This window comes from Loktanella sp. D2R18, from assembly GCF_003318235.1.
Lineage (GTDB): Bacteria > Pseudomonadota > Alphaproteobacteria > Rhodobacterales > Rhodobacteraceae > Yoonia.
Map to the genome: position 1 here is coordinate 198,903 of NZ_QOCG01000030.1, position 21,664 is coordinate 220,566.

The window sequence follows — 21,664 nt, forward strand, 5'->3', positions numbered from 1 at the left end:
GATCAAGCGCGGCGTATAGGCCGTCATGACGCGCAGAACAAGGGGGAAAGCCGCAATTCGGCAAACCCGTTAACGGCGCTGCAGCTTAACAGCCTCTTGTTTCGCGAGCCGGATCAAATGCGCCATATAGGGGCGCTGCGTATCATCAGACCGCGTCGCCGCATAAAGCCGCTTTGTGATCCCTGTCTTGGTCAGCGGCCGCGTGACGTAATCCGAGTTATAGCGCACTTGGCTAACCACCCAATCGGGCAGCACGGCCACGCCGCGGTTTGACGCAACCAACAGCAAGATCACAGCCGTCAGTTCGACCTGCCGCACCGATCCCGGCTCTATCCCCGCGGGGGTCAAAAGCTCTGAAAACACATCAAGCCGCGCGCGTTCAACGGGATATGTGATCAAGGTTTCGCCTTGAAAATCCTCGGCTTCAATCACGTCCTTTTGCGCCAGCGGGTGCGCCGATGAGGCGACGAACACAGGTTCATAGTCAAAAAGCGGAGTGAAATCAGTCTCGGGCAGGTCTTCAGGGTCAGATGAGACGACCAAATCGACCTCTTCTTTGCGCAGGGCTGGCAACGCGTCAAAGGCAAGACCAGGCCGGATATCGACATCAACCTCTGGCCACGCTTTGCGGAATTGTTCCAACACCGGGAATAGCCATTCGAAACAGGCGTGGCACTCGATGGCGATATGCAAACGCCCTGCGCTGCCTTGGATCAGCCCTGAAAATTCGGCTTCAAGCGCAGCAACTTGCGGCAATATCGTCTCGGCGGTGGCCAGCATCCGCATCCCGGCGGCAGACAGTTTCAAGGGCTTAGAGCGGCGCACGAACAATTCGACTCCCGCCTGATCTTCGATCCCTTTGATCTGATGGCTCAGCGCGCTTTGCGTGATGTGCAATTGTTCCGCCGCGCGGGCCAGCCCCCCGGTATCATGGATGGCTTTGATGGTCCGTAAATGCCGGAATTCGATATGCATATGAACCGCCCTCATGATCGTGGTGAAAGTTATGAATTTGCCTCATGTTAATAAAGCTGCGATACAACCAGCACAAGAGAGAGGTCCGCCCATGTCAAATACAACTGTTTCATTCGAATTCTTCCCGCCCAAATCGCTCGCGGCATCGTTCCGGCTTTGGGATTGTGTGAACACGCTCGCTCCTCTTGATCCGACATTTGTATCCGTGACTTACGGCGCAGGCGGCACGACCCGCAAGCTGACGCACGAGGCTGTGGGCACCATCCATAAGACCAGCGGTCTGAACGTGGCCGCGCATTTGACATGTGTCGACGCAACCAAAGCAGAAACGCTTGAGATCGCCGAAGGCTACGCACAAGAAGGTGTGCGCGAAATCGTGGCCCTGCGCGGCGATGCTCCTAAAGGAGCAGATGGGTTCACCCCGCATGCCGAAGGTTTTGCAAGCTCTGTTGAATTGATCGGCGCGCTTGCAGACACGGGTAAATTTAACATCCGCGTTGGCGCCTACCCCGAAAAGCACCCCGAAGCCGTAGACCAAGCCGCTGACATCGCGTTTCTGAAACGCAAGATCGATGCAGGCGCGACATCAGCGATCACGCAGTTTTTCTTCGAGGCCGACACGTTTTTCCGGTTTCGCGATGCCTGTGTAAAGGCGGGTATCGACGCCCCTATCTTGCCCGGTATCTTGCCGATTGAAAACTGGGCGGGCACCCAACGCTTTGCCAAGATGTGCGGCACTACGATCCCACAGGTCGTCACGGACGCCTTTGAAAACGCGACACGCGACGGCACGACGGATCTATTGGCAACAGCACTTGCAACAGAACTATGCGATGACCTGCGCCAAGGCGGCGTTGAACACATGCATTTCTATACGCTCAACCGTCCTGAATTAACCCGCGATGTCTGCCATGCGCTTGGTGTGACCCCAAAAGCGAGCTTGCAGAACGTCGCTTAAAACGTCAGCCTTAGGCCGAACAACGCCCGAGGCCCTGATGACAACTACCCCCTATACCCTGCCCGACCGCGACCGGATGCTATCCATGTCGGGGTTGGAATATCTTCAGACAATGCTTACCGAACCCGGCCTAGGCGCGCCGATTGCGCGGGGCATGAATTACCAACTTGATACTGTTTCCCCGGGTAAAGTGACATTTCGTGGCCGTCCAGAGTATCAGCACACAAATCCGATGGGCGGCGTACATGGCGGCTGGTACGGGACCCTGCTTGACAGTTGTATGGCCTGCGCAGTGATGACCGCTGTGCCAAAGGGTGCGGTTTATACAACCCTTGAGTATAAGGTGAACCTGATCCGCGCGATCCCTATCGGCATGGAAATCATTGCTACCGGGATTTTGGATCACGCGGGGCGGTCCACCGGGGTTTCGCATGGTGAAATCAAAGGCGTCGCGGATGGCAAGCTTTATGCAACCGGGTCAACTACTTGCCTGATCATGCAGTTCAACCCCGGCTAAAGCAGCCGGCGCAATCGTCTCGTGCAACCGTTCCGAGGCGCACCGCCCGACCACACGTTTGCGGCGCGCCAGAAACACCTTTGACCAGCCGCGCCAATGGCCAATCGACGGGGCATCCACGTCTTGCGCGAACCGTACCCGCCAGCCGTCGGGCAAAGGCACGCCACAATCTGACAACCGATCAAGCATCCAAACCAGTGGTATATTCGCCAAAGGTCGCGCCTGCGGGTGTTCACCCACCTGCCCGCCAATGTCCGCGTGATTTCCGCGAAACCAGACCTGTTCCATATGACCGAGCCAATCGTCCGGTCGTTGCCACATCACCGGCGCGTAAGCCATGCGGCGTTCATCCAACGCCAGCGCATGAAACCCGTTCAACACATGCGCGCCTAGCGCATGGTTATGGAACCCGTGCTGTGTGGGCGTCCAACGCCATAAGATTGGCAACCGCACTCCCAGCGCTTTGACCGTATCCCAAACGGCAACCGCTTCGATTTTCACATCGTCATGGCAGTAAAGTTCGCGAAATCGCGCCGCTACTGGGCGCGTATCGCCGTTGCGGTAATGCCGGTAGGCTTGGCGTACCCCGCGCACCGTTGCATGTTCCGGCTTGAGCAACCCAATACCGTCAATCACCCCCGCGAGCGAACGCACAGCATAAGCGCCGCGCGAATAGCCGACCAGAATGATCTTATCGCCGGGCCGATACCGCGACGCGATCACGCCATAAGCACGTTTAATTTGCCGGTTGATCCCCTTGCCCGTGATCACATCCCATGTACCCGACCAGTCGCGCCATTGAATGCCCGCTTCGTAATAGACGGTCAGATTGGTGCGCGCGCTGACCTCGTTGAGCAGCTTAAATGTGATCCCAGCATTGGTTTCGCATCCTGGCTCAAGTGACGACCGCGTCCCATCAAGCACAACGACATGGGTCGCAGGCCCACGCCCGCGAATGCCCCCTTCTTCGGTGCGCGCACGCCGCCCGAAAAGCCCAAAAAGCCAATCACGCAGCTGCACTGTTTTTCTTTGCCTCTACGATGGCTTTCCAGATTCGGTGTGGCGTAAAGGGCATATCGACCCGCCGCACCCCAACATCCCACAGCGCATCCACAACCGCATTCGCCACGGCCGCCAGCGCCCCAACGGTACCTGCCTCGCCACAGCCTTTCATCCCCATCGGGTTGTTCAGTGAAGGCGTGCTTTCCGTCGCAAAACGGATCATCGGAATGTCATCCGCGCGCGGCATCCCGTAATCCATAAATGTTGCGGTCAACAATTGCCCAGTTTCGTCAAACACCACCCGTTCTGTCAGCGCTTGCCCGATCCCTTGGGCGACGCCGCCGTGGACTTGGCCTTCTGCCAGCATCGGGTTGATCAAATTCCCAAAGTCATCGACCACTGTGTAACGATCGACAGCGACAACGCCGGTTTCAGGGTCAATCTCGGCCTCTGCAATATGCGCCCCATTTGGAAAGCTCCGGTTTTCGAGATCAATTGTCGCCGTATGCGTCAACAAATCATCGCGCCCGGCATCACGGGCCATTTCAGCGACTTCAAGCATCGTTGGTGTCAGGTTTGATCCTGCGATACGGAACCTTTCATCATCAAAACTGATAACCGTGGCGTCAACGCCTTGGTCCGTCGCCAAGAACGCGCGGAACGCGTCGATGATCACCCCGACCGTTGCCAAAGTCGCGGTGTTTTGCACCGTCACCGAACGTGACCCACCTGTGCCGCCACCTTTGGCGATTTGGTCGCTATCGCCTTGCACCACTGTGATCTGATCCGCCGGGATTCCCGTTTGATCCGCTAGGAACTGTGCATAGACAGTTTCATGCCCTTGCCCATTGGATTGGGTGCCAACGAAAATAAGCGCCCCATCATCCGTGAATGCGACCTTTGTGGTTTCTTCGGTGTCGCCCAAAATGCTTTCGATATAGTAACAAAGCCCCTGCCCACGCAGAAGCCCTTTGGCCGCGCTGGCAGCTTTACGGGTGGCGAACCCGTCGCGATCAGCCACAGACGCGGCCCGGTGCAGCACCTTTGCGAAATCACCCACGTCATAGGTCACGCCAGTTACAGATGTGTAGGGAAATTGATCCGGTTTGATGAAATTTTTTTCGCGCAGGGCCCAAGGATCAACACCCATTTGACGCGCGGCTTCGTCCATCGCGCGCTCTAGCACAAAGATTGCTTCGGGGCGCCCCGCACCACGATACGCATCCACAGGGGTCGTATTTGTGAACACCCCAATGCAGCCCATATAGGCGGTTTGCACATCATAGGTGCCCATCAGGACCTTGGAAAACAGTTCGGTCTGGATCGGCTGAGCATAACCCGAATTATAGGCCCCCATATTCGCGACTGTATCCAAGTGATAGGCCACAATGCGGTAGTTTCCATCAAACGCCAGTGTCGCCTTTGTGGTCAAATCGCGGCCCGCATTATCGGATAACATCGCCTCTGTCCGCTCGGACATCCAGCGCACAGGTCGGTCCAACACGCGCGCAGCATGGGCGACCGCGAAATATTCAGGATAGCGCATGCCTTTCATCCCGAATCCCCCCCCGACGTCCGGGTTCGTCACACGAATATCAGCTTTATCCATCCCAAAGTGCATCGCCAGATCATTTTTGAGCCCCCAAACGCCTTGCCCGCCAAAGGCCAGATGCAAACGACCATCTACGACCTCAGCAAAACACCCGCGCGGCTCCATTGCGTTCACGATGATACGGTTATCGACAACGTCTGTCGTGACCACATGTGCCGCACTGGCAATAGCTGCTTTAGTCGCGGCCTCATCGCCCAAACCAAAATCGAATGCTTGGTTTTTGGGTGCCTCTGCATGGATCGCATCGCCCCCAGCCACCAAATCCACATGCACGGGCAAATCGTCAATCTCAAGCCCGATGACCTCTGCCGCATCCTTGGCCTCGGCCAAACTATCCGCGACGATCATGGCAATCGCCTCGCCGACGTGGCGCACGCGCCCTTGCGCGAGTATCGGTCGCACAGGTTTTGCGCCGCGCGTGCCATCGCGATTTTTGACAACTGCTGCTCCAAGACCAATTTCGACACCTGCCGCGATCAAGTCATCTACCGTGACAATCAACTGCACACCGGGCATATCCCGCGCGTCGTCAAGATCAAGCGCGGCAATCACACCATGTGCAACGGATGACCGCAAAAAATATGCGTAAAGCGCGTTCTGCGGCGCGATGTCATCGATATAGCGGCCATGCCCGGTCACGAACCGCACATCTTCGACCCGCTTTACCGATTGGCTTTTTCCGAATTTTTCCATCCGCTTGATCCCGATTTTGGCGTTCTGCGCACTACCCTAAACACGCGTCGTGCGATGTCCATAGACAGCTTTGTGCGAAAAAAATTCAAATCTCGGGATTAAAACCCGGCCTTCGCGCATTGGTATAGTAACTGACCGGATAGGCCGGCAGCGACACCAAACAAAACCGGAGTATTTTTATGAAACTTTCTATTCTTGCTTTGACAACAATCGTAGGTCTTGCCGCATGTGATGACGCATATGCAGCGGGCCATGCAAGCGCGCCAGCTATCGACACAAACGGCATTCTGACAAATGCAGACGGCATGAGCCTGTATACATTTGACCCAGACACGGCCACGACATCCGCATGTAACGGCGGCTGTGCCGTCAACTGGCCGCCACTGGCTGCAGCAGCGGATGCGACAGCATCAGACGCGTTTACTGTGATCACCCGTAATGATGGTAGCATGCAATGGGCCTATGACGGCCAACCGCTGTACCTTTGGGTGAATGACCGCGCTCCGGGCGACACAACAGGCGACGGCGTCGGCGGGAATTGGCATCTTGCGCGCCCTTAGGCCCGAACAGCTTTACCTATCGCGTCCCGGCCGCTACGGTCGGCCGGGACAGCAATTGGTCACGGATGCACGCCCCCAAGATGAGCAACTTTCAACAGCAAATCTCGGACTGCATGCCGGATCTGTGGCGCTACGCATTTGCGTTGACCCGGAACCGTGACGCTGCGGATGATCTTTTGCAAGACGCGGTTGAACGGGCTTGGCGCAAACGTGCGATGTGGGAACCCACTGGCACGGTCAAAGCTTGGGCAATGAAGGTCTTGCTGAATACATACCGGACGCAGTTGCGCGCGCCTGCACGCCGTCATGCGACTGCGCCGCTTGAGGATATTGCGCAAACGGTGCCCGCCGCTGATACGCTAGATGACCAACTTGCGCTTGCGGAAACAGCACGTGCGATGGCCACCCTGCCCGAAGAGCAACGCGAAGCCCTGCTTAGTGTGGTGGTCGGTGGACTCAGCTATAAGGACGCGGCCGCAACATTGGATATTCCTATCGGGACGCTTATGTCTCGTTTGGGGCGTGCACGCGCCGCACTCAAGGCGGCAATGCAACCAGTTGAAAGCCCAGTATCATGAGCGCGTTGAACGATAAAATCACAGCCGACATGCTGCACGCCTTTGTGGACGGGCAGTTGGATGATGCGGATATGGCCTTGGTCGAGGCCTATTTGAACGAAAACCCCGATGCGCTGGACGATGTAACCGCGTGGGAACAACAAAACGATGCGATCAATGCGCTGTACCCCGCGCGCGATACCCCGCCGGTGATGCCTGCGTTCCCGGCGGAGCCAGCCAACATCAATGCGCCGACCGGGCTGTCATGGTCCGCCATTGCAGCATCCATCGCAATGCTGGCCGTAGGCATGACCGGCGGCTGGATCGCCCGCGGCAATCAAACCGATCCCCTCTTGATGGCCAGCCTTGTCCAAGAAGCCGTGCAAGCCCACGCCATCTATAGCATCGATCCGCACCGGCCCGTTGAGGTCGCAGCCTCTGAAGAAGAAACGCTTGTACGTTGGCTCTCCAACCGCGTGGGCGAACCGCTTCAAGCCCCCGACCTGACCGCAAATGGGTTTACGCTTGTCGGCGGGCGCTTGGTGTCCGCGACAGAAGGCCCCGCCGCACAATTCATGTATGAAGACGCAGGCGGCAAGCGTATCACCCTGTTCGCCGTGCAAGGGGCCACCGGGCAATTGGCATCGTTTAACTACAACCAAACCGGCGAAACTGGCAGTTTCTACTGGGAAGACGCAAACCTAAGCTATGCGATTGTCGGTGATGTGGACCGTGACGCGCTCAACCAATTGGCCGTCAGCATCTATAACCAGCTATAGCCCCTTTCCCTTGACCCAGCCATTGGGTATTCGGTTCCAAAGAATATTGGGAACGTGACAATGGCCATGGACAAGACATTCGACGCAAAAACCGCCGAGGCACGCATCTACGAGATGTGGGAAAACGCGGGCGCATTTAAGGCAGGCGCAAACGCCAGCCGCGATGAAACCTTTTGTATTCAATTGCCGCCACCCAATGTCACGGGCCATTTGCACGTCGGGCACGCGTTTAACCACACGCTGATGGATATCCTGACGCGCTGGAAACGGATGCAAGGCTACGACACGCTGTGGCAGCCCGGACTTGATCACGCGGGCATCGCGACGCAATTGATGGTCGAAAAAGAGCTTGCCGCGACAGGTCAGCCTAAGCGCACGGAATTGGGCCGCGAAAAGTTTCTTGAAAAAGTCTGGGAATGGAAAGGCGACAAAGGCGGCGTCATCGAACAGCAGGCCCGTCGTTTGGGCGATAGTATGGACTGGTCACGGTCCGCATTCACCATGTCCGGTGCCGAAAGCGCACCCGCAAGCGAAAGGCCCGGCAATTTTCACGATGCCGTGCTGAAAGTTTTTGTGCAGATGTACAACGACGGGCTGATCTATCGCGGCAAACGTCTGGTCAACTGGGACCCGCATTTTGAAACAGCGATTTCCGATCTTGAGGTCGAAAACATCGAAGTCGACGGCCATATGTGGCACTTTAAATATCCGCTCGCGGGTGGTGAAACCTATGAATACGTCGAAAAAGACGAAGACGGCAACGTCACCCTCCGCGAGACCCGCGATTATATCTCAATCGCAACAACGCGCCCCGAAACCATGTTGGGTGACGGCGCGGTTGCCGTGCATAAAGATGACGCACGCTATGCCCCGATTGTTGGCAAGCTATGCGAAATTCCTGTCGGCCCCAAGGAACAGCGCCGCCTGATCCCGATCATCACCGACCCTTACCCTGATATGAATTTCGGGTCTGGTGCGGTGAAAATCACCGGCGCGCATGATTTCAACGACTATGAAGTCGCCAAACGCGGCGGCATTCCGATGTATTCCTTGATGGATACGAAAGGCGCGATGCGCTCCGACGGCGCGCCCTATGTGGAAGAAGCCGCAACCGCCCAAGCCATTGCTAACGGCGAACAGGAATTCGACGAGGCAATGATCGCCGCGATGAACATGGTCCCCGAGGAATACCGCGGGCTGGACCGTTTTGAGGCGCGTAAAAAGGTCGTTGAAGATATTACTGCCGAAGGCAACGCGGTCATGCACGATGTGACCCGCACTGAAAAAGACGAAGATGGCAATAAGGTCGAAGTGACCGAGACCGTGCCATTTGTCGAAGCCAAGAAAATCATGCAGCCGTTTGGCGACCGGTCAAAGGTCGTAATCGAGCCTGCGCTGACCGACCAATGGTTCGTCGACACCGATAAAATCGTCGGCCCTGCGCTGGACGCGGTGAAAACAGGTCGGACCAAAATCATGCCTGAATCAGGCGAAAAAGTATTTTACCATTGGTTAGAGAACATCGAACCTTGGTGCATCTCGCGACAACTCTGGTGGGGGCATCAAATCCCGGTTTGGTATGGGCTCGACCTTGGGGTTGAAGATGAACACAACCCGTCTGGCGATCTGGATGAGGTTGAAATCCTTGGCCTGCTTCTGGATGGTATCGTCCATCGCGGCACCGTCATGCATTGCGCAACCGATTTCGACAGCGTCAAATCAGCCTTCGTCTTTGACAATGCCGATACTCCTAGCCCCATCAGCCATGCGACGGTGGTCGAGGTTGCGGATAAAGCCGAAGCGATTGATCGTTTCTCAGCGGGGCTTGCCGCGTATAACGTCACGCAAGATCCGACCAAACTGGAATTCCCCGTTTGGCGCGATCCTGACGTGCTCGACACGTGGTTCTCGTCTGGCCTTTGGCCCTTCGGTACGCTCGGTTGGCCCGAAGATAACGACGCGATGAAATATTTCCCCGGTGACGTGTTGATCACTGGCCAAGACATCCTGTTCTTCTGGGTTGCCCGGATGATGATGATGTCGCAAGCCGTCCTGAAAGATGACCCGTTCCACACCGTCTATTTGCACCAGCTTGTGCGTGACGCAAAGGGCGAGAAAATGTCCAAGACCAAGGGCAACGTCATCGACCCGCTGGACATGATCAATGAATACGGTGCGGACGCGCTGCGGTTCTCAAACGCGCAGATGGGTGCACTTGGCGGCGTGCTGAAAATTTCAGAAGACCGGATCAAGGGCTACCGCAACTTTGGCACCAAACTTTGGAATGCCTTTGGGTTGGCTGTGCACCCGGATTATCAAGTCCCTTACCCCGGTGACGCCGCTTTGCCGCAACCAAACACCACGCTGAACAAATGGATCATCGGCGAAACCGCAAAAGTCCGTGAAGAGGTTGATGCAGCACTTACCGCTTATCGCTTCAACGACGCGGCCAACGCGCTTTATGCCTTCACATGGGGCAAGGTCTGCGACTGGTATCTCGAATTCGCGAAACCACTGCTTAAAGGCGATGACGAAGCAGTTAAACTCGAAACCCAAACCACCCTGCGCTGGGTACTGGACCAATGCCTGATCCTGCTGCACCCGATCATGCCGTTCATCACCGAAGAACTTTGGGGCCTTGCCGACAGCCGTGCTAAAATGCTGGTCCACGCCGATTGGCCGACCTACACGGCGGCGGAATTAGTCGATGCAGACGCAGACCGCGAAATGAACTGGGTGATCGACCTAATCGACAACACCCGCTCTGCCCGCGCGCAAAGCCACGTTCCTGCGGGTGCCAAGGTGCCGCTGGTCGTGACCGGACTCGACGCAAAAGGCCAATCCGCATGGGACAACAACCATGTGCTGATCCAACGGCTCGCACGGATCGAAAGCCTGACAGCTGTCGACGCCTTCCCAAAGGGCTGCGTCACGATCCCAATGGAGGGCGGCACATTCGGCCTACCGCTCGCCGATCTGATCGACGTGCCCGAAGAAATCGCACGGCTAGAAAAGACGCTGCAAAAGCTGGCCAAAGAACTGGGCGGTTTGCGCGGACGGCTGGGCAACCCTAAATTCGTGGCCTCCGCCCCGGATGAGGTTGTGGCCGAAGCCAAAGAAAATCTGAGCCTACGCGAAGGCGAAGAAGCGCAGATCAAGGCGGCAATCGCGCGGTTGAAAGAGATTGGGTGAAACTAAAAGTGCTCGCCGAAATGTGGCGAGCACTTTCAAATCGACCGGTGTAGAAATGAATTCTCGAACCCTCCTGTCAACTGTGGTGTTAGTACTTTTTTTCAGCTTCGAGTGGCGCAGCACTGGCTCAATACCGAGGAGGTTTTGACGATCCATCCTCTGATGGGATCGTCTATGAAGAAATTCATGACGTGGAACTCAGATCACATCCAAAGATATTGGTACATCCTTACGAAATAGTTATTCCCGACACCCAGTTTGGAGAAATGGTTATTTGTCAGCTTTACGATTCAGATGACTTGGTTGTCGCATCCGAGCATGACAACACGGGCAACGGTGAGACTAGGTTGTTTTTTACTTACAAATTACCCGTCACTTCAGCGCGCTGCTTCGAGATCATTGTTCCGCTGTGGATCGACAGCTAATTCTGTATCTTCGTTCAATATGTTCAAAAGTATCTGGAATACAGCTGTACCTAGCGCACCACCCGCTCAACCGCGCGCATCATCCCCAGCCCTTTATCATAGACCAACGTCAATACCCTGCGGCCACCAGTCTTGCTGGCAATCTGTGGGGCGGCGCGCATAGCGACGGCTGCGCCTGTGCTAGCGAGGAACCCGCGGCGTGATAACTTCATCTTATACCCCCCTTGTTGCGAATAATTCTCAGATAATCACGATTGCATTGGTTTCAAGCCCCGGCTTATCTAGCGCCCATGACAAAACCTGCACTGACCCGCCTCGCCCAATCATTGCCTGCCTCTGTTCCGTTCGTCGGCCCAGAGGCCGCTGAACGCGCGAACGGCAAGCCGTTCATCGCCCGCCTAGGTGCGAATGAGAACACGTTCGGCCCTTCGCCCCGCGCAATCGCCGCAATGCAAAAAGCCGCGTCAGAGGTCTGGAAGTACGCCGACCCCGAGAGCCATGACCTGCGCGCCGCCTTGGCCGCGCATCACGGTGTAGCACCCGAAAACATCATGGTTGGCGAAGGCATTGATACGCTGCTTGGCGTGCTTGTGCGGCTTTATGTTGGACAAGGTGACGCGGTAGTGACTTCCGACGGGGCCTACCCCACGTTCAACTACCACGTCGCGGGTTTTGGCGGGGTGCTACACAAAGTGCCCTATGTCGATGACCATGAAGACCCGGCATCCCTGATCGCAAAGGCCCGCGAGGTTGACGCCAAGCTGATCTATATCGCCAACCCCGACAACCCGATGGGGACATGGCACAGCGCAGACGTGATCGACCGGATGATCGATGATGTCCCTGACGGGTCATTACTCGTGCTTGACGAAGCCTATATCGAAATGGCCCCCGACGGCACCGCCCCCTCAATGCAGATCGACAATCCGAACCTGATCCGGATGCGCACGTTTTCAAAGGCACATGGCATGGCGGGTGCGCGCGTCGGTTATGCCATTGGCGCAGCCGAAGTGATTGACGCCTTCAACAAGGTCCGCAATCATTTTGGCATGGGACGGATTTCACAGGCGGGGGCGCTTGCTGCGCTGGAAGATCAAGGTTGGCTTGCCCATGTCACGGCTGAAATCGCGCAATCACGCGCCCGTATCGCACAAATCGTAAGTGACAACGGGCTGACAAGCCTGCCGTCAGCCACGAACTTTGTCGCCGTTGATTGCGGCCAAGACGGCGATTTCGCGCGGCGCGTGCTGGCGGCCCTGATCGCCGAAGGCATTTTCGTACGGATGCCCTTCGTCGCCCCGCAAGACCGCTGCATCAGGGTCAGCTGCGGAACGTCCGAGGAAATGGATGCGTTTGCAGCGGCGTTGCCAAGGGCGCTGGGCGTGATGCGGGGTTAGTCTAGTGATTCAGCGCGGTTCTTTTGCCGCGCTTCATACTCTTCCCAGACATGCATTCTGCCTTTTTGGCGCGCGTCCGCGAGCCAAAGTTTTTTACGCACATCAGTGACCTCATGGGACGCGTAACGACCACCCGAAAATTTTGGCCAGTCAATCGCCAACCCTTGTTTGACCATTTCTTCAGATAGATCGCGACCATCTTCGAGATAGCAGCGCGCAACATTGCGCCCATAGGCGTCGGTTTCACTTATATCCGCCCGAATAACATGCCCCTTGCACATGTTAAACAAGGCCCATTTGGCTTTTTACCATAAGGGTGGTCCATTTCGGGTGCATCAATTCCGTAGAGGCGTATCTGCTTTTTCTGAATGACCACAGTGTCGCCATCAACAACATAAGCCTTCCCACGCAAAGTATATCCGGGTGATACTTTATGCGCGGTTTTCGCCTGAAATGGGGCGCGGTTTTGTACGGGCCGCACTTTGGGCGGCACCCTGCGCGAAGTGGGTGGCGGGCCATGTTTATTTTTGCGACCCGCCAATATCCAAAAGAACGCCGCGCACAATCCGATTGCTAGTAAAACTTCCAACTCACTACCCCTCGCTGAACAAGCACGTCACAAATGAAGCGTACCCAGTTCAACTCAAAATAGCAAAATGAAGCTGCACCTCACTTAGGCGGTCGCAATTACCTCTGACGCCGCATCAAGTGCACCGCGTCCGTGCGGGATGTTGAGTGCTTTAAGCCCGGCGTCGATCGCCCCCAGCGCACCCATAATCATATGCCCGCTTAGGTGCCCCATGTGGCCGATACGGAAGTAATCTTCTTCCGGGTCACGCCCCAAGCCGATCCCAAGCGTTAGCCCGCATTTCTCTTCGGTCCAGCGGCGCAGGTCCTTTGCTGCGGATGATCCCATTGCAACCGATGTTACGGCATGGGACCGCTGTACAGGGTCGGCCACGTTCAGCGCCATCGGCCCATCGGCACCCCAGACGTCAATCGCGGCCCAGACGGCTTGCGCGATTTTAGCGTGCCGCGCAAAGACGGCGTCGCGTCCTTCGGCTTTGATCAGGTCAAGTGCTGCGCGCAACCCGTACAGGTGATGCGTTGGCGCGGTGCCTGCAAAATACTGATAGTAGACCTCTGGCTTGATACGCGGGCGCCAATCCCAATAGCGGGATACCGTGGCGCTTTGTGCCGCTTCTGCCTTGTCGTTAAAAAACACAAAGCTGATCCCGGCAGGCGTCATCAGCCCTTTTTGGCAGGCCGACACCATGACATCGACACCCCAAGCATCCATTTCAAACCGGTCGCATCCTAGCGACGCGATACAATCGGCCATCAAAAGCGCAGAATGCCCAGCGCGGTCCATAACCGCCCGCAGCCCCGCGATGTCATTTTTTATGCTTGTGGACGTATCAACATGAACGGCCATGACTGCTTTGATCCGGCCAGCGGTATCGGCGGCAAGGACCTCTTCGACGCGGGCCAAATCGATGGCCGTTTGCGCACCAAAATCCATGATCTCGACCTGCGCGCCAACGCCTTCGGCCATTTCCCCCCAACCGATGCCAAAGCGACCGGTTGCAAGTACAAGCACCGTATCGCCGGGGGCCACGACATTGGCCAACGCGGCCTCCCAGGCGGCATGCCCGTTGCCGATGTATATCGCGACATTGTGGTCGGTCATCGCAACATATTTCAGATCCGGGATCAGGCTCGCCGTAAGATCATGCAATTCGCCTTCATAGATATTGGGCGACGCGCGGTGCATCGCTTGCAAGACAGAATCAGGAATCACCGAGGGACCGGGAATCGCCAGATATTGGCGACCGTAAGACAGAGACATGGGAGTGCTTTCGATAGTGGTTACTGGCCGACAGTACGCCCAAGTTAAGCGGCGTCAAGTCTAGCGAACTTGCCCCGCCCCCCTATTTAAGATTAGACGTGCATGAACATGATCTAAAGGACACGCGATGGCCGCGCCTCTCCCCCCTATAGACCCTAGCAAATCGCAATCTACACTCACGCTATTTTGGTGGCTGTGGAAAGATTATCTGCGCCCGCACAAGTGGCTTTTGGTGGCTGCGATTTTTTTCATGATGATCGAAGGTTCCATGCTCGCGGTGATTCCGCGGATGATCCTGCCGATGTTTGATGATGTGTTCACTGCGGGCGATGTAAAAGCCCTGTACTTTGTGGCATTTGGGGTTTTGGGCATTTTTATTGTTCGCGCAATTACGTCTAGTGCTCAGAAATTGTTAATGGCGCTAATCGTGCAACTGACTGCGGCGAGCATGCGCAAACATCTGCTGCGCCATATGATGACGCTCGACAGCGCATTTTACGCGGTTCATCCTCCGGGCCAACTGATCGAACGGGTCCAAGGCGATGTCAGCTCGATTAATTCCATCTGGAGCGGCATTATCACCGCGCTTGGTCGTGACCTAGTTTCACTGATTGGCTTGTTTGGCTTTGCAATGTGGCTCGACTGGCGATGGACGTTGATCGCTGTAGTCGGCATCCCGATACTGGTGATGCCTTCGCTGATGGTGCAATCTTATATCCGCAGGCGCGCCCGCCACGCGCGTGAAATCGCTGGAAAAATTTCCACCCGCTTGGACGAAGTATTCCACGGCATCAACCCGATCAAGCTGAACGCGCTCGAAGAATATCAAGGAAATCGTTACAGTCGGTTGATCAAAGAGGCCATCAAAGCCAACGTCCGCACCGCCGCAGGGCAAGCCACCGTTCCTGCGCTTATTGATGTGATGACCGGGATCGGGTTTATGGGCGTGATGCTATATGGTGGCACCGAGATCATGGCGGGCGAAAAAACCAATGGTGAGTTTATGGCGTTCTTTACGTCAATGTCGCTCGCATTTGACCCGCTGCGCCGCCTTGGCGCAATGAGCGGTCAATGGCAAATGGCCGCAGCCAGCGTTGAGCGTCTTCAGCAGGTGTTGAACCTCAAACCATCGATAGTATCACCAAAGGCCCCCGCAACTGTCACTGCGGGCTGCCCTGAAATTGTGCTTGATGCCGTGAATATGCACTACGGAGAGCTGCCGGTGCTGCGCGGTACTGGTTTCGTCGCAAAGGCAGGGAAAACCACCGCGCTTGTCGGGGCATCCGGCGCGGGAAAAAGCACAATCTTTAACGTGTTGACCCGGCTTGTTGAACCCACATCGGGCAGTGTCACCATCGCCGGAACTGAGATCAAAGATTTTGACCTCGCAGATCTACGCGGACAATTTTCGGTTGTCGCCCAGGACGCGGCACTTTTTGATGAAACCTTGCGCGATAACATTCTACTTGGCCGCGAAGACGTGTCCAACGAGCGCCTAAAAGCGGTTCTTGATGCAGCCCATATCAGTGATTTCTTGCCCATGCTGCCAAACGGGCTGGACAGCCCTGCAGGCCCGCGCGGATCGAACCTGTCGGGCGGTCAACGCCAACGTGTCGCGATCGCGCGCGCGCTATTGCGCGACACACCGATCTTGCTGCTCGACGAGGCAACAAGCGCGCTGGACACCAAATCAGAGGCCATTGTCCAATCAGCGCTTGAACAGCTTTCGACCGGGCGCACAACACTGGTGATTGCGCACCGCCTATCAACTGTGCGCAACGCGGATTCGATCGTGGTGATGGATCATGGTCGCGCTGTTGATCAAGGCACCCATGACGAGCTAATCGCACGCGGCGGTATCTACGCCGACCTGTACCACTTACAATTCTCTCAAGAGAAAAGCGACGATCATGACTGACCGCACTATACTCTCTATCGGCGGGGCTGATCGCGTGTCATTCCTGCAAGGGCTGATTACCAATGACGTGGAAAAAGCCACAGGTGGCATCATCTACGCCGCGCTTTTGACCCCGCAGGGAAAATACATCGCGGATTTCTTTGTGATCGGCCAAGAAGACCGGTTGCTGATCGATGTCGCGAAAAGCCACGCGCCAACGCTCGCGCAACGCCTGATGATGTACCGCTTGCGCGCGGCCGTAACGATTGAAGAAACCGCATTGATCGCGTCACGCGGGACTGGCCCCGCCCCTGAAAACGCATTGCAAGACCCCCGGCATCCCGACTTGGGCTGGCGCGCCTATAGTGAGACGGACGTCAGTGACGCCACCGATTGGGACGCCTTGCGCGTTGCCCATATGATCCCGCAAACTGGAATAGAACTGACACCAGAGACGTATGTTCTTGAGGCCGGGTTTGAGCGGCTTAATGGCGTCGATTTCAAAAAAGGCTGCTATGTCGGCCAAGAGATCATCGCTCGGATGAAACATAAAACCGCGCTGCGCAAAGGGCTTGCGGGGGTTAGCATTGATGGCGCCGCCCCCATAGGAACGGAGATCGTAAATGCAGATGGCAAAACCGTTGGAACGCTTTTCACGCAGTCCGGGGACTACGCGATTGCCTATCTACGCTTTGACCGCGCCATTGGTCCTTTGACAGCCGCAACGGCCAAGATCACGCCTTAACAGCAAGCGCGGTATCCAATAAGGCAACGCCAAGCTTGGCAACTTTGTTGATGCGGCCTTCGCCGCTAATCACAAACGCGACCGCATCCTTCTCGGGCACAAGCGCCAAAAGCCCGTACCACAGACGGTTCGATCCATCATGCCCCCAAGCAATTTGATCCGTGCCCGGGATCTGAAACCGCATAAGACCCGCCCCATAGTCACCGTCGCCGGTATCCATCATGCGTTGAACGCTAGAAGCCTGGAGCAAAGCGGTTTCGCCACGATGTGCTGTCAGCAAGAACCGCCCCCAGATCAACATATCAGGAATCGACAGATGCATCCGCCCGGCAGGCGAGAAAAGCGCAGGGTTGTCGGCCATGCGCGCATCGGGCGCAAGGGGGCGCTTAAAAAGCCCCAGAACGGATCGATGCCCGCAAATATCAGCGGGTGGTCCGATCCCGAATGACGCCAGACCAAGCGGCGCAATAATCCGATCGCGCAGCAAATCTTCCCAAGATTGCCCAGATACAGTCTCCATCACATGGGCCGCGAAGATGTACCCAATATTCGAATATAGAAATGTGCCGGGATTTTGGGGCAATGGGGCACGCCAACACGCCGACAAAAATTGGTACTGATCAAGCGCCCCGTCATAAAGCGCCCGCATGCTTGCCCGGTCCGGATTCGAACGTAGACCTGCCCGATGCGACAGAACTTGGGTCAGCGTGATCTCACGCCAGCTCGGATCCATATCCGCGGCGTATTCGGGCAGATAGTCTTTCACCGGGGCATCAAGGTCGATCAGCCCGTCTTGGGACAACATGAACGCCAGCACGGCGGTAAAGGTCTTTGTAATTGATCCGATGTGCCAAGCCGCACCAACAGATACCGGGGTTGCATCGGTCGTGCTTTGGGTGCCACCCACATAAATTTGCGGGGCATCGTCGCTTTGCTGAAACCCAAAGCCCGCGGAGACCAACCCGCTTTGCGCAAAGCTCTGGTCAAACGCCTTGGCCAAAGGTTGTAAATCAAGTGTCGCTTTGCGGGGAACCGTATCTTTTTTCACGACAGCCCTTCCTGCTGTTTCTTGCCCCAAGAATGGGAACTTTCATCGCTAAAACAAGAAAGACCGCCAAATTGGCGGCCTTTGATCTTTCGTTCGCCCGACGCGTTACGCGCGTTCGACGTATTCGAAAATCTCTGTGTTGACGACGATGCTTTCGTCTTGGCCGACGAATGGCGGGATCATCACGCGCACGCCATTGTCCAAAGTCGCAGGCTTAAAGCTGTTCGCAGCTGTCTGGCCTTTGACCACCGGCTCTGTTTCGGCAATCTTGCAGACGACTTTTTGCGGCAAGGTCACGTTCAATGCTTCTTCACCGTAATATTCGATTTTAACAGTCATGCCGTCCTGCAAGAACGGACGACGGTCCCCAAGAATATCCGCAGGCAATGCAATCTGGTCATAGGTTTGCGTGTCCATAAACGTCAGCATCTCATCGGCTTCGAACAAGAACTGTTGGTCCTTTTGTTCAAGCGTGACGCGTTCAACCTTATCGGCAGAGCGGAAGCGTTCATTCAACTTACGGCCGTCGCGCAGGTTTTTCAGTTCCACCTGTGCAAAAGCGCCGCCCTTGCCGGGTTTCACGTGGTCAATTTTGACAGCAGCCCAAAGACCACCTTCATGTTCCAACACATTGCCGGGACGGATTTCATTACCGTTAATTTTAGGCATCTAAGACTTCACTTCGCGATTAGAAAGGTTGATTGGTGTTCAACAAGGCCTATATATCGTGGGCGGTGAGCTGGCAAGATCAGGCGAACGGCACTCTTAGCCATGCAAAAATTGCATGGCTGCCATTCCAAAAGAGAGCCCCCGAATCGGGTTCAAACATGCATATTGCCCCTCACTCGGGAACTACAAGAGCAAAATAAAGGAAGCATGATGAGAGATTTCGTCGACGGTACCGCCTTCAACAACGAACAAGGTAACCGTGCACGCAAATTATTCGCCGCTGTTGTGCTTGCCGCGCTTGATGACGCGATTGCCGATGACAAAAAATATGGCAACGGCCCCGAACAAATCGCCCGTTGGGCACGATCACGCGACGGACGCGAAGTCCTGTCTTGCGCGGGGATTGACCCGAACGAGCGCGTTGTCAGCGGCTTGATGGACTTTGTCGGCAAGGGTGTGCGCACCTCTGTTGCCCTGTCACGTGAAGAAAGCGAACGTCGCAACGCGGCCGAACAGGAAGCACGCGCTGCCTAGCCAATACACTTGCCTAGGTAAACGTTTTATGAAAACGCGGCCCTTTGGGGCTGCGTTTTCGTTTGTGGCTTTCCCCGGCATTTTCCTATCCCTAGTGTCGCGATGAAAGTGGGGCGCAATGACCAAAGCAATCATGATCCAAGGGGCCGGATCTAACGTCGGTAAATCCATGGTGGTCGCGGGCATCGCGCGCGCCTGTGTCAGACGCGGGCTGTCTGTCGCGCCGTTTAAGCCACAAAACATGTCCAACAATGCCGCCGTCACCGCTGATGGTGGTGAAATAGGCCGCGCACAGGCGCTTCAGGCGCTTGCATGCGGGTTAGAACCGCTCGTGGACATGAACCCTGTCTTGCTCAAACCCGAAACTGACACCGGCGCACAGGTGATCGTACAGGGCAAGCGCTATGCCACGCTCAGGGCACGCGATTACGGCAGCCAAAAGGCCAAGCTCATGCCTGCCGTGCTACAAAGCTTTGCACGCATCGGCGCTGGGCGTGATCTGGTCATCGTCGAAGGCGCAGGCAGCCCCGCTGAAGTTAACCTGCGCAAAGGCGATATCGCGAATATGGGGTTTGCCGCTGCGGCAGGCGTTCCCGTGGTACTGGTAGGCGATATTGATCGCGGCGGGGTCATAGCGCAATTGGTTGGCACCCATGTGGTTTTGCCCGAAGACGACCGCGCCTGGATCAAAGGATTTGCAGTCAACAAATTCCGCGGCGACACCAGCCTGTTTGCGGAAGGCATGAACACAATCGCTGCCCGCACCGGATGGGCCGATCTTGGAGTGATCCCATGGTTTGCGGATGCCTGGCGCCTGCCTGCTGAAGACGTCATGGATATCGCCAGCCACAAAGGTGACGGGATCAAAATCGCGGTGCCTCGTTTGAACCGAATTGCCAATTTCGATGATCTTGATCCTCTTTCGGCAACCCCCGGAGTCAGCGTCGAAATTATCGAACCGGGCCGTCCCCTGCCCGGTGACGCTGATTTGGTCATTATTCCGGGCTCAAAATCCACAATCGCAGACTTGGCAGACTTTCGGGCGCAAGGCTGGGACATCGATCTGCAAGCCCACGTCAGGCGCGGCGGGCAGGTTTTGGGGATTTGCGGCGGCTATCAGATGTTGGGCACTGACATTTTTGACGATGACGGGATCGAAGGTCCGCCTCGCCGGGTCAAAGGGCTAAGCCTGCTTGATGTTAAGACAATTATGAAGCCACACAAACGGCTCGCGTTGTCCCAAGCGACCTATCTTCCTACCGGGGACACCGTCCACGGCTATGAAATCCACATCGGCGAAACCGGTGGCCCAGATTGTGAACGCACCTGGCTGTCGCTTGAGGGGCGCGCGGAAGGCGCCGCATCCGCAAACGGGCAGATCAAAGGGTGTTATATGCATGGTTTGTTTGCGGCAGATCAGTTCCGCACCGCCTTTTTGGCAGGTCTAGGAAAACCAGTCGAAGACCACAACTATGCGCAGGGTCTTGAACAAACGTTAGACGCGCTAGCGGACCATCTAGAAACACATATGGATTTGAATCTTTTGATTGACCTTGCAGGCCCGATTTAGTCGAGTCCCTTGCTCACCAACACGCGGTTAATTTCGCGGCGAACCAATTTACGGACGTTGCGAGTGATCCGTTCACCCAATTCGCCGCTCAATTCCTGGTGCACGATTTCGACAACTAACCCGCGCAATGCCTCTTCATCGATCCCGACAGCCGGGCTACCTGCATCAGCGACATCCTGCTCAAGCCCCAGTGCTTCGCGCATGATTGGCGAATATTCTGCCAGTGATGACGAATCAACAAGCCGCGACTGAAATGCCGCTGCCGCCCATTCAGTTTCATCAAGGTTCTCGCCTTCGTCCGCTTCCCAGTCTTCGGCTTGTGACGTGACCGCCGCTTCAAGCTCAGCAATCGTTGCCTCTAGCCCGGCGCGCTCCGAGCGTTTGGCCGAATCCAAAACGAGGATTTTGCTGACCTCATCCGCGTGACGGAACGTGGATTCATCTTCTATTTCAGGTGTAACGGCAGCTTCAGATGCGTCTGCATGCGTATCAACGCGAAGCGCAGGCGTCAGAACCAAACGTTCAACGACGCCGCTTGGCGCAGGCTCTTCGCCTGTACGAACAGACACAAGATTGCGCACAGACTTCAGCAATGCATCGTCAACATTTCCTGTGCGTGCCGTGTTGGACATGTTGTCACCCTCGTTCCGTATCTACACTTAAAAAGTTAACTGATAACGAGGCG

General features: G+C 56.1%; 20 protein-coding genes. 11 read left to right on the forward strand and 9 right to left on the reverse strand.

Features of this window, described 5'->3' with window-relative positions; translation table 11 throughout:
* Positions 1–69: 69 nt before the first annotated feature.
* Positions 70–975: a LysR family transcriptional regulator gene (locus tag DS901_RS14445; RefSeq protein WP_113777628.1), complete on the reverse strand. Its 906-nt coding sequence runs from the start codon at positions 973–975 to the stop codon at positions 70–72.
* Between the two features lie 91 nt (positions 976–1,066).
* Here DS901_RS14445 and metF point away from each other — a divergent pair, with 91 nt between their 5' ends.
* The gene (metF, locus tag DS901_RS14450) at positions 1,067–1,933 is read left to right on the forward strand and encodes a methylenetetrahydrofolate reductase [NAD(P)H] (RefSeq protein WP_113777629.1); all 867 of its coding nucleotides are present in this window, start codon (positions 1,067–1,069) and stop codon (positions 1,931–1,933) included.
* A gap of 37 nt (positions 1,934–1,970) precedes the next feature.
* The gene (locus DS901_RS14455) at positions 1,971–2,450 is read left to right on the forward strand and encodes a PaaI family thioesterase (RefSeq protein WP_113777630.1); all 480 of its coding nucleotides are present in this window, start codon (positions 1,971–1,973) and stop codon (positions 2,448–2,450) included.
* Here DS901_RS14455 and DS901_RS14460 read toward each other — a convergent pair.
* Both DS901_RS14460 and DS901_RS14465 read right to left on the reverse strand, forming a co-directional pair.
* Positions 2,412–3,470: a DUF2235 domain-containing protein gene (locus DS901_RS14460; RefSeq protein WP_113777631.1), complete on the reverse strand. Its 1,059-nt coding sequence runs from the start codon at positions 3,468–3,470 to the stop codon at positions 2,412–2,414. The two genes, DS901_RS14455 and DS901_RS14460, sit on opposite strands and share 39 nt — an antisense overlap.
* Positions 3,457–5,757 (reverse strand): xanthine dehydrogenase family protein molybdopterin-binding subunit, encoded by a 2,301-nt coding sequence (locus tag DS901_RS14465; RefSeq protein WP_113777632.1) that lies wholly within the window; start codon positions 5,755–5,757, stop codon positions 3,457–3,459. The genes DS901_RS14460 and DS901_RS14465 overlap by 14 nt, the downstream gene beginning before the upstream one ends.
* Before the next feature lie 179 nt (positions 5,758–5,936).
* Here DS901_RS14465 and DS901_RS14470 point away from each other — a divergent pair, with 179 nt between their 5' ends.
* The 4 genes from DS901_RS14470 (at position 5,937) to DS901_RS14485 (ending at position 10,845) form a co-directional block, all read left to right on the forward strand.
* A complete protein-coding gene (locus DS901_RS14470; protein ID WP_113777633.1) occupies positions 5,937–6,317 on the forward strand; it encodes a COG4315 family predicted lipoprotein in 381 nt (126 codons plus the stop codon).
* Between the two features lie 80 nt (positions 6,318–6,397).
* The gene (locus tag DS901_RS14475) at positions 6,398–6,895 is read left to right on the forward strand and encodes an RNA polymerase sigma factor (protein WP_113777634.1); all 498 of its coding nucleotides are present in this window, start codon (positions 6,398–6,400) and stop codon (positions 6,893–6,895) included.
* Positions 6,892–7,653, forward strand: a complete 762-nt coding sequence (locus DS901_RS14480; RefSeq protein ID WP_113777635.1) for an anti-sigma factor family protein — start codon at positions 6,892–6,894, stop codon at positions 7,651–7,653. The genes DS901_RS14475 and DS901_RS14480 overlap by 4 nt, the downstream gene beginning before the upstream one ends.
* Positions 7,654–7,713: 60 nt before the next feature.
* Entirely contained in the window at positions 7,714–10,845 is a 3,132-nt protein-coding gene (locus DS901_RS14485) for a valine--tRNA ligase (protein WP_113777636.1), read from the forward strand.
* Positions 10,846–11,320: 475 nt separating this feature from the next.
* Here the strand turns inward: DS901_RS14485 and DS901_RS14495 are convergent, their stop codons facing one another.
* On the reverse strand, positions 11,321–11,482 hold the full coding sequence (locus DS901_RS14495) for a Tat pathway signal protein (RefSeq protein ID WP_113777638.1): 162 nt from the start codon (positions 11,480–11,482) through the stop codon (positions 11,321–11,323).
* Positions 11,483–11,560: 78 nt separating this feature from the next.
* Here DS901_RS14495 and DS901_RS14500 point away from each other — a divergent pair, with 78 nt between their 5' ends.
* A complete protein-coding gene (locus DS901_RS14500; protein ID WP_113777639.1) occupies positions 11,561–12,667 on the forward strand; it encodes a pyridoxal phosphate-dependent aminotransferase in 1,107 nt (368 codons plus the stop codon).
* Here the strand turns inward: DS901_RS14500 and DS901_RS14505 are convergent.
* Positions 12,664–12,948: a thermonuclease family protein gene (locus DS901_RS14505; protein WP_258546743.1), complete on the reverse strand. Its 285-nt coding sequence runs from the start codon at positions 12,946–12,948 to the stop codon at positions 12,664–12,666. The two genes, DS901_RS14500 and DS901_RS14505, sit on opposite strands and share 4 nt — an antisense overlap.
* Positions 12,949–13,340: 392 nt before the next feature.
* Complete coding sequence (locus tag DS901_RS14510) at positions 13,341–14,516, reverse strand: pyridoxal-phosphate-dependent aminotransferase family protein (RefSeq protein ID WP_113777641.1); 1,176 nt, start codon at positions 14,514–14,516, stop codon at positions 13,341–13,343.
* Between the two features lie 127 nt (positions 14,517–14,643).
* Here DS901_RS14510 and DS901_RS14515 point away from each other — a divergent pair, with 127 nt between their 5' ends.
* Both DS901_RS14515 and ygfZ read left to right on the forward strand, forming a co-directional pair.
* Complete coding sequence (locus tag DS901_RS14515) at positions 14,644–16,434, forward strand: ABC transporter ATP-binding protein (RefSeq protein WP_113777642.1); 1,791 nt, start codon at positions 14,644–14,646, stop codon at positions 16,432–16,434.
* A complete protein-coding gene (gene ygfZ, locus DS901_RS14520; RefSeq protein ID WP_113777643.1) occupies positions 16,427–17,158 on the forward strand; it encodes a CAF17-like 4Fe-4S cluster assembly/insertion protein YgfZ in 732 nt (243 codons plus the stop codon). The genes DS901_RS14515 and ygfZ overlap by 8 nt, the downstream gene beginning before the upstream one ends.
* On the opposite strand, the gene DS901_RS14525 is transcribed toward ygfZ, so the two are convergent.
* Both DS901_RS14525 and efp read right to left on the reverse strand, forming a co-directional pair.
* Positions 17,148–18,206 (reverse strand): serine hydrolase domain-containing protein, encoded by a 1,059-nt coding sequence (locus DS901_RS14525; RefSeq protein WP_181820883.1) that lies wholly within the window; start codon positions 18,204–18,206, stop codon positions 17,148–17,150. The two genes, ygfZ and DS901_RS14525, sit on opposite strands and share 11 nt — an antisense overlap.
* A gap of 105 nt (positions 18,207–18,311) precedes the next feature.
* Positions 18,312–18,875 carry an elongation factor P gene (gene efp, locus DS901_RS14530; RefSeq protein WP_113777645.1) on the reverse strand — a complete coding sequence of 188 codons (564 nt, stop codon included), beginning with the start codon at positions 18,873–18,875 and terminating at the stop codon, positions 18,312–18,314.
* Positions 18,876–19,085: 210 nt separating this feature from the next.
* Here efp and DS901_RS14535 point away from each other — a divergent pair, with 210 nt between their 5' ends.
* Positions 19,086–19,409: a DUF6280 family protein gene (locus DS901_RS14535; RefSeq protein ID WP_090199793.1), complete on the forward strand. Its 324-nt coding sequence runs from the start codon at positions 19,086–19,088 to the stop codon at positions 19,407–19,409.
* 118 nt (positions 19,410–19,527) lie between these two features.
* A complete protein-coding gene (locus DS901_RS14540) occupies positions 19,528–20,979 on the forward strand; it encodes a cobyric acid synthase (protein WP_113777646.1) in 1,452 nt (483 codons plus the stop codon).
* Here the strand turns inward: DS901_RS14540 and DS901_RS14545 are convergent.
* Positions 20,976–21,611, reverse strand: a complete 636-nt coding sequence (locus tag DS901_RS14545) for a hypothetical protein (RefSeq protein WP_113777647.1) — start codon at positions 21,609–21,611, stop codon at positions 20,976–20,978. The two genes, DS901_RS14540 and DS901_RS14545, sit on opposite strands and share 4 nt — an antisense overlap.
* Positions 21,612–21,664: the final 53 nt, after the last annotated feature.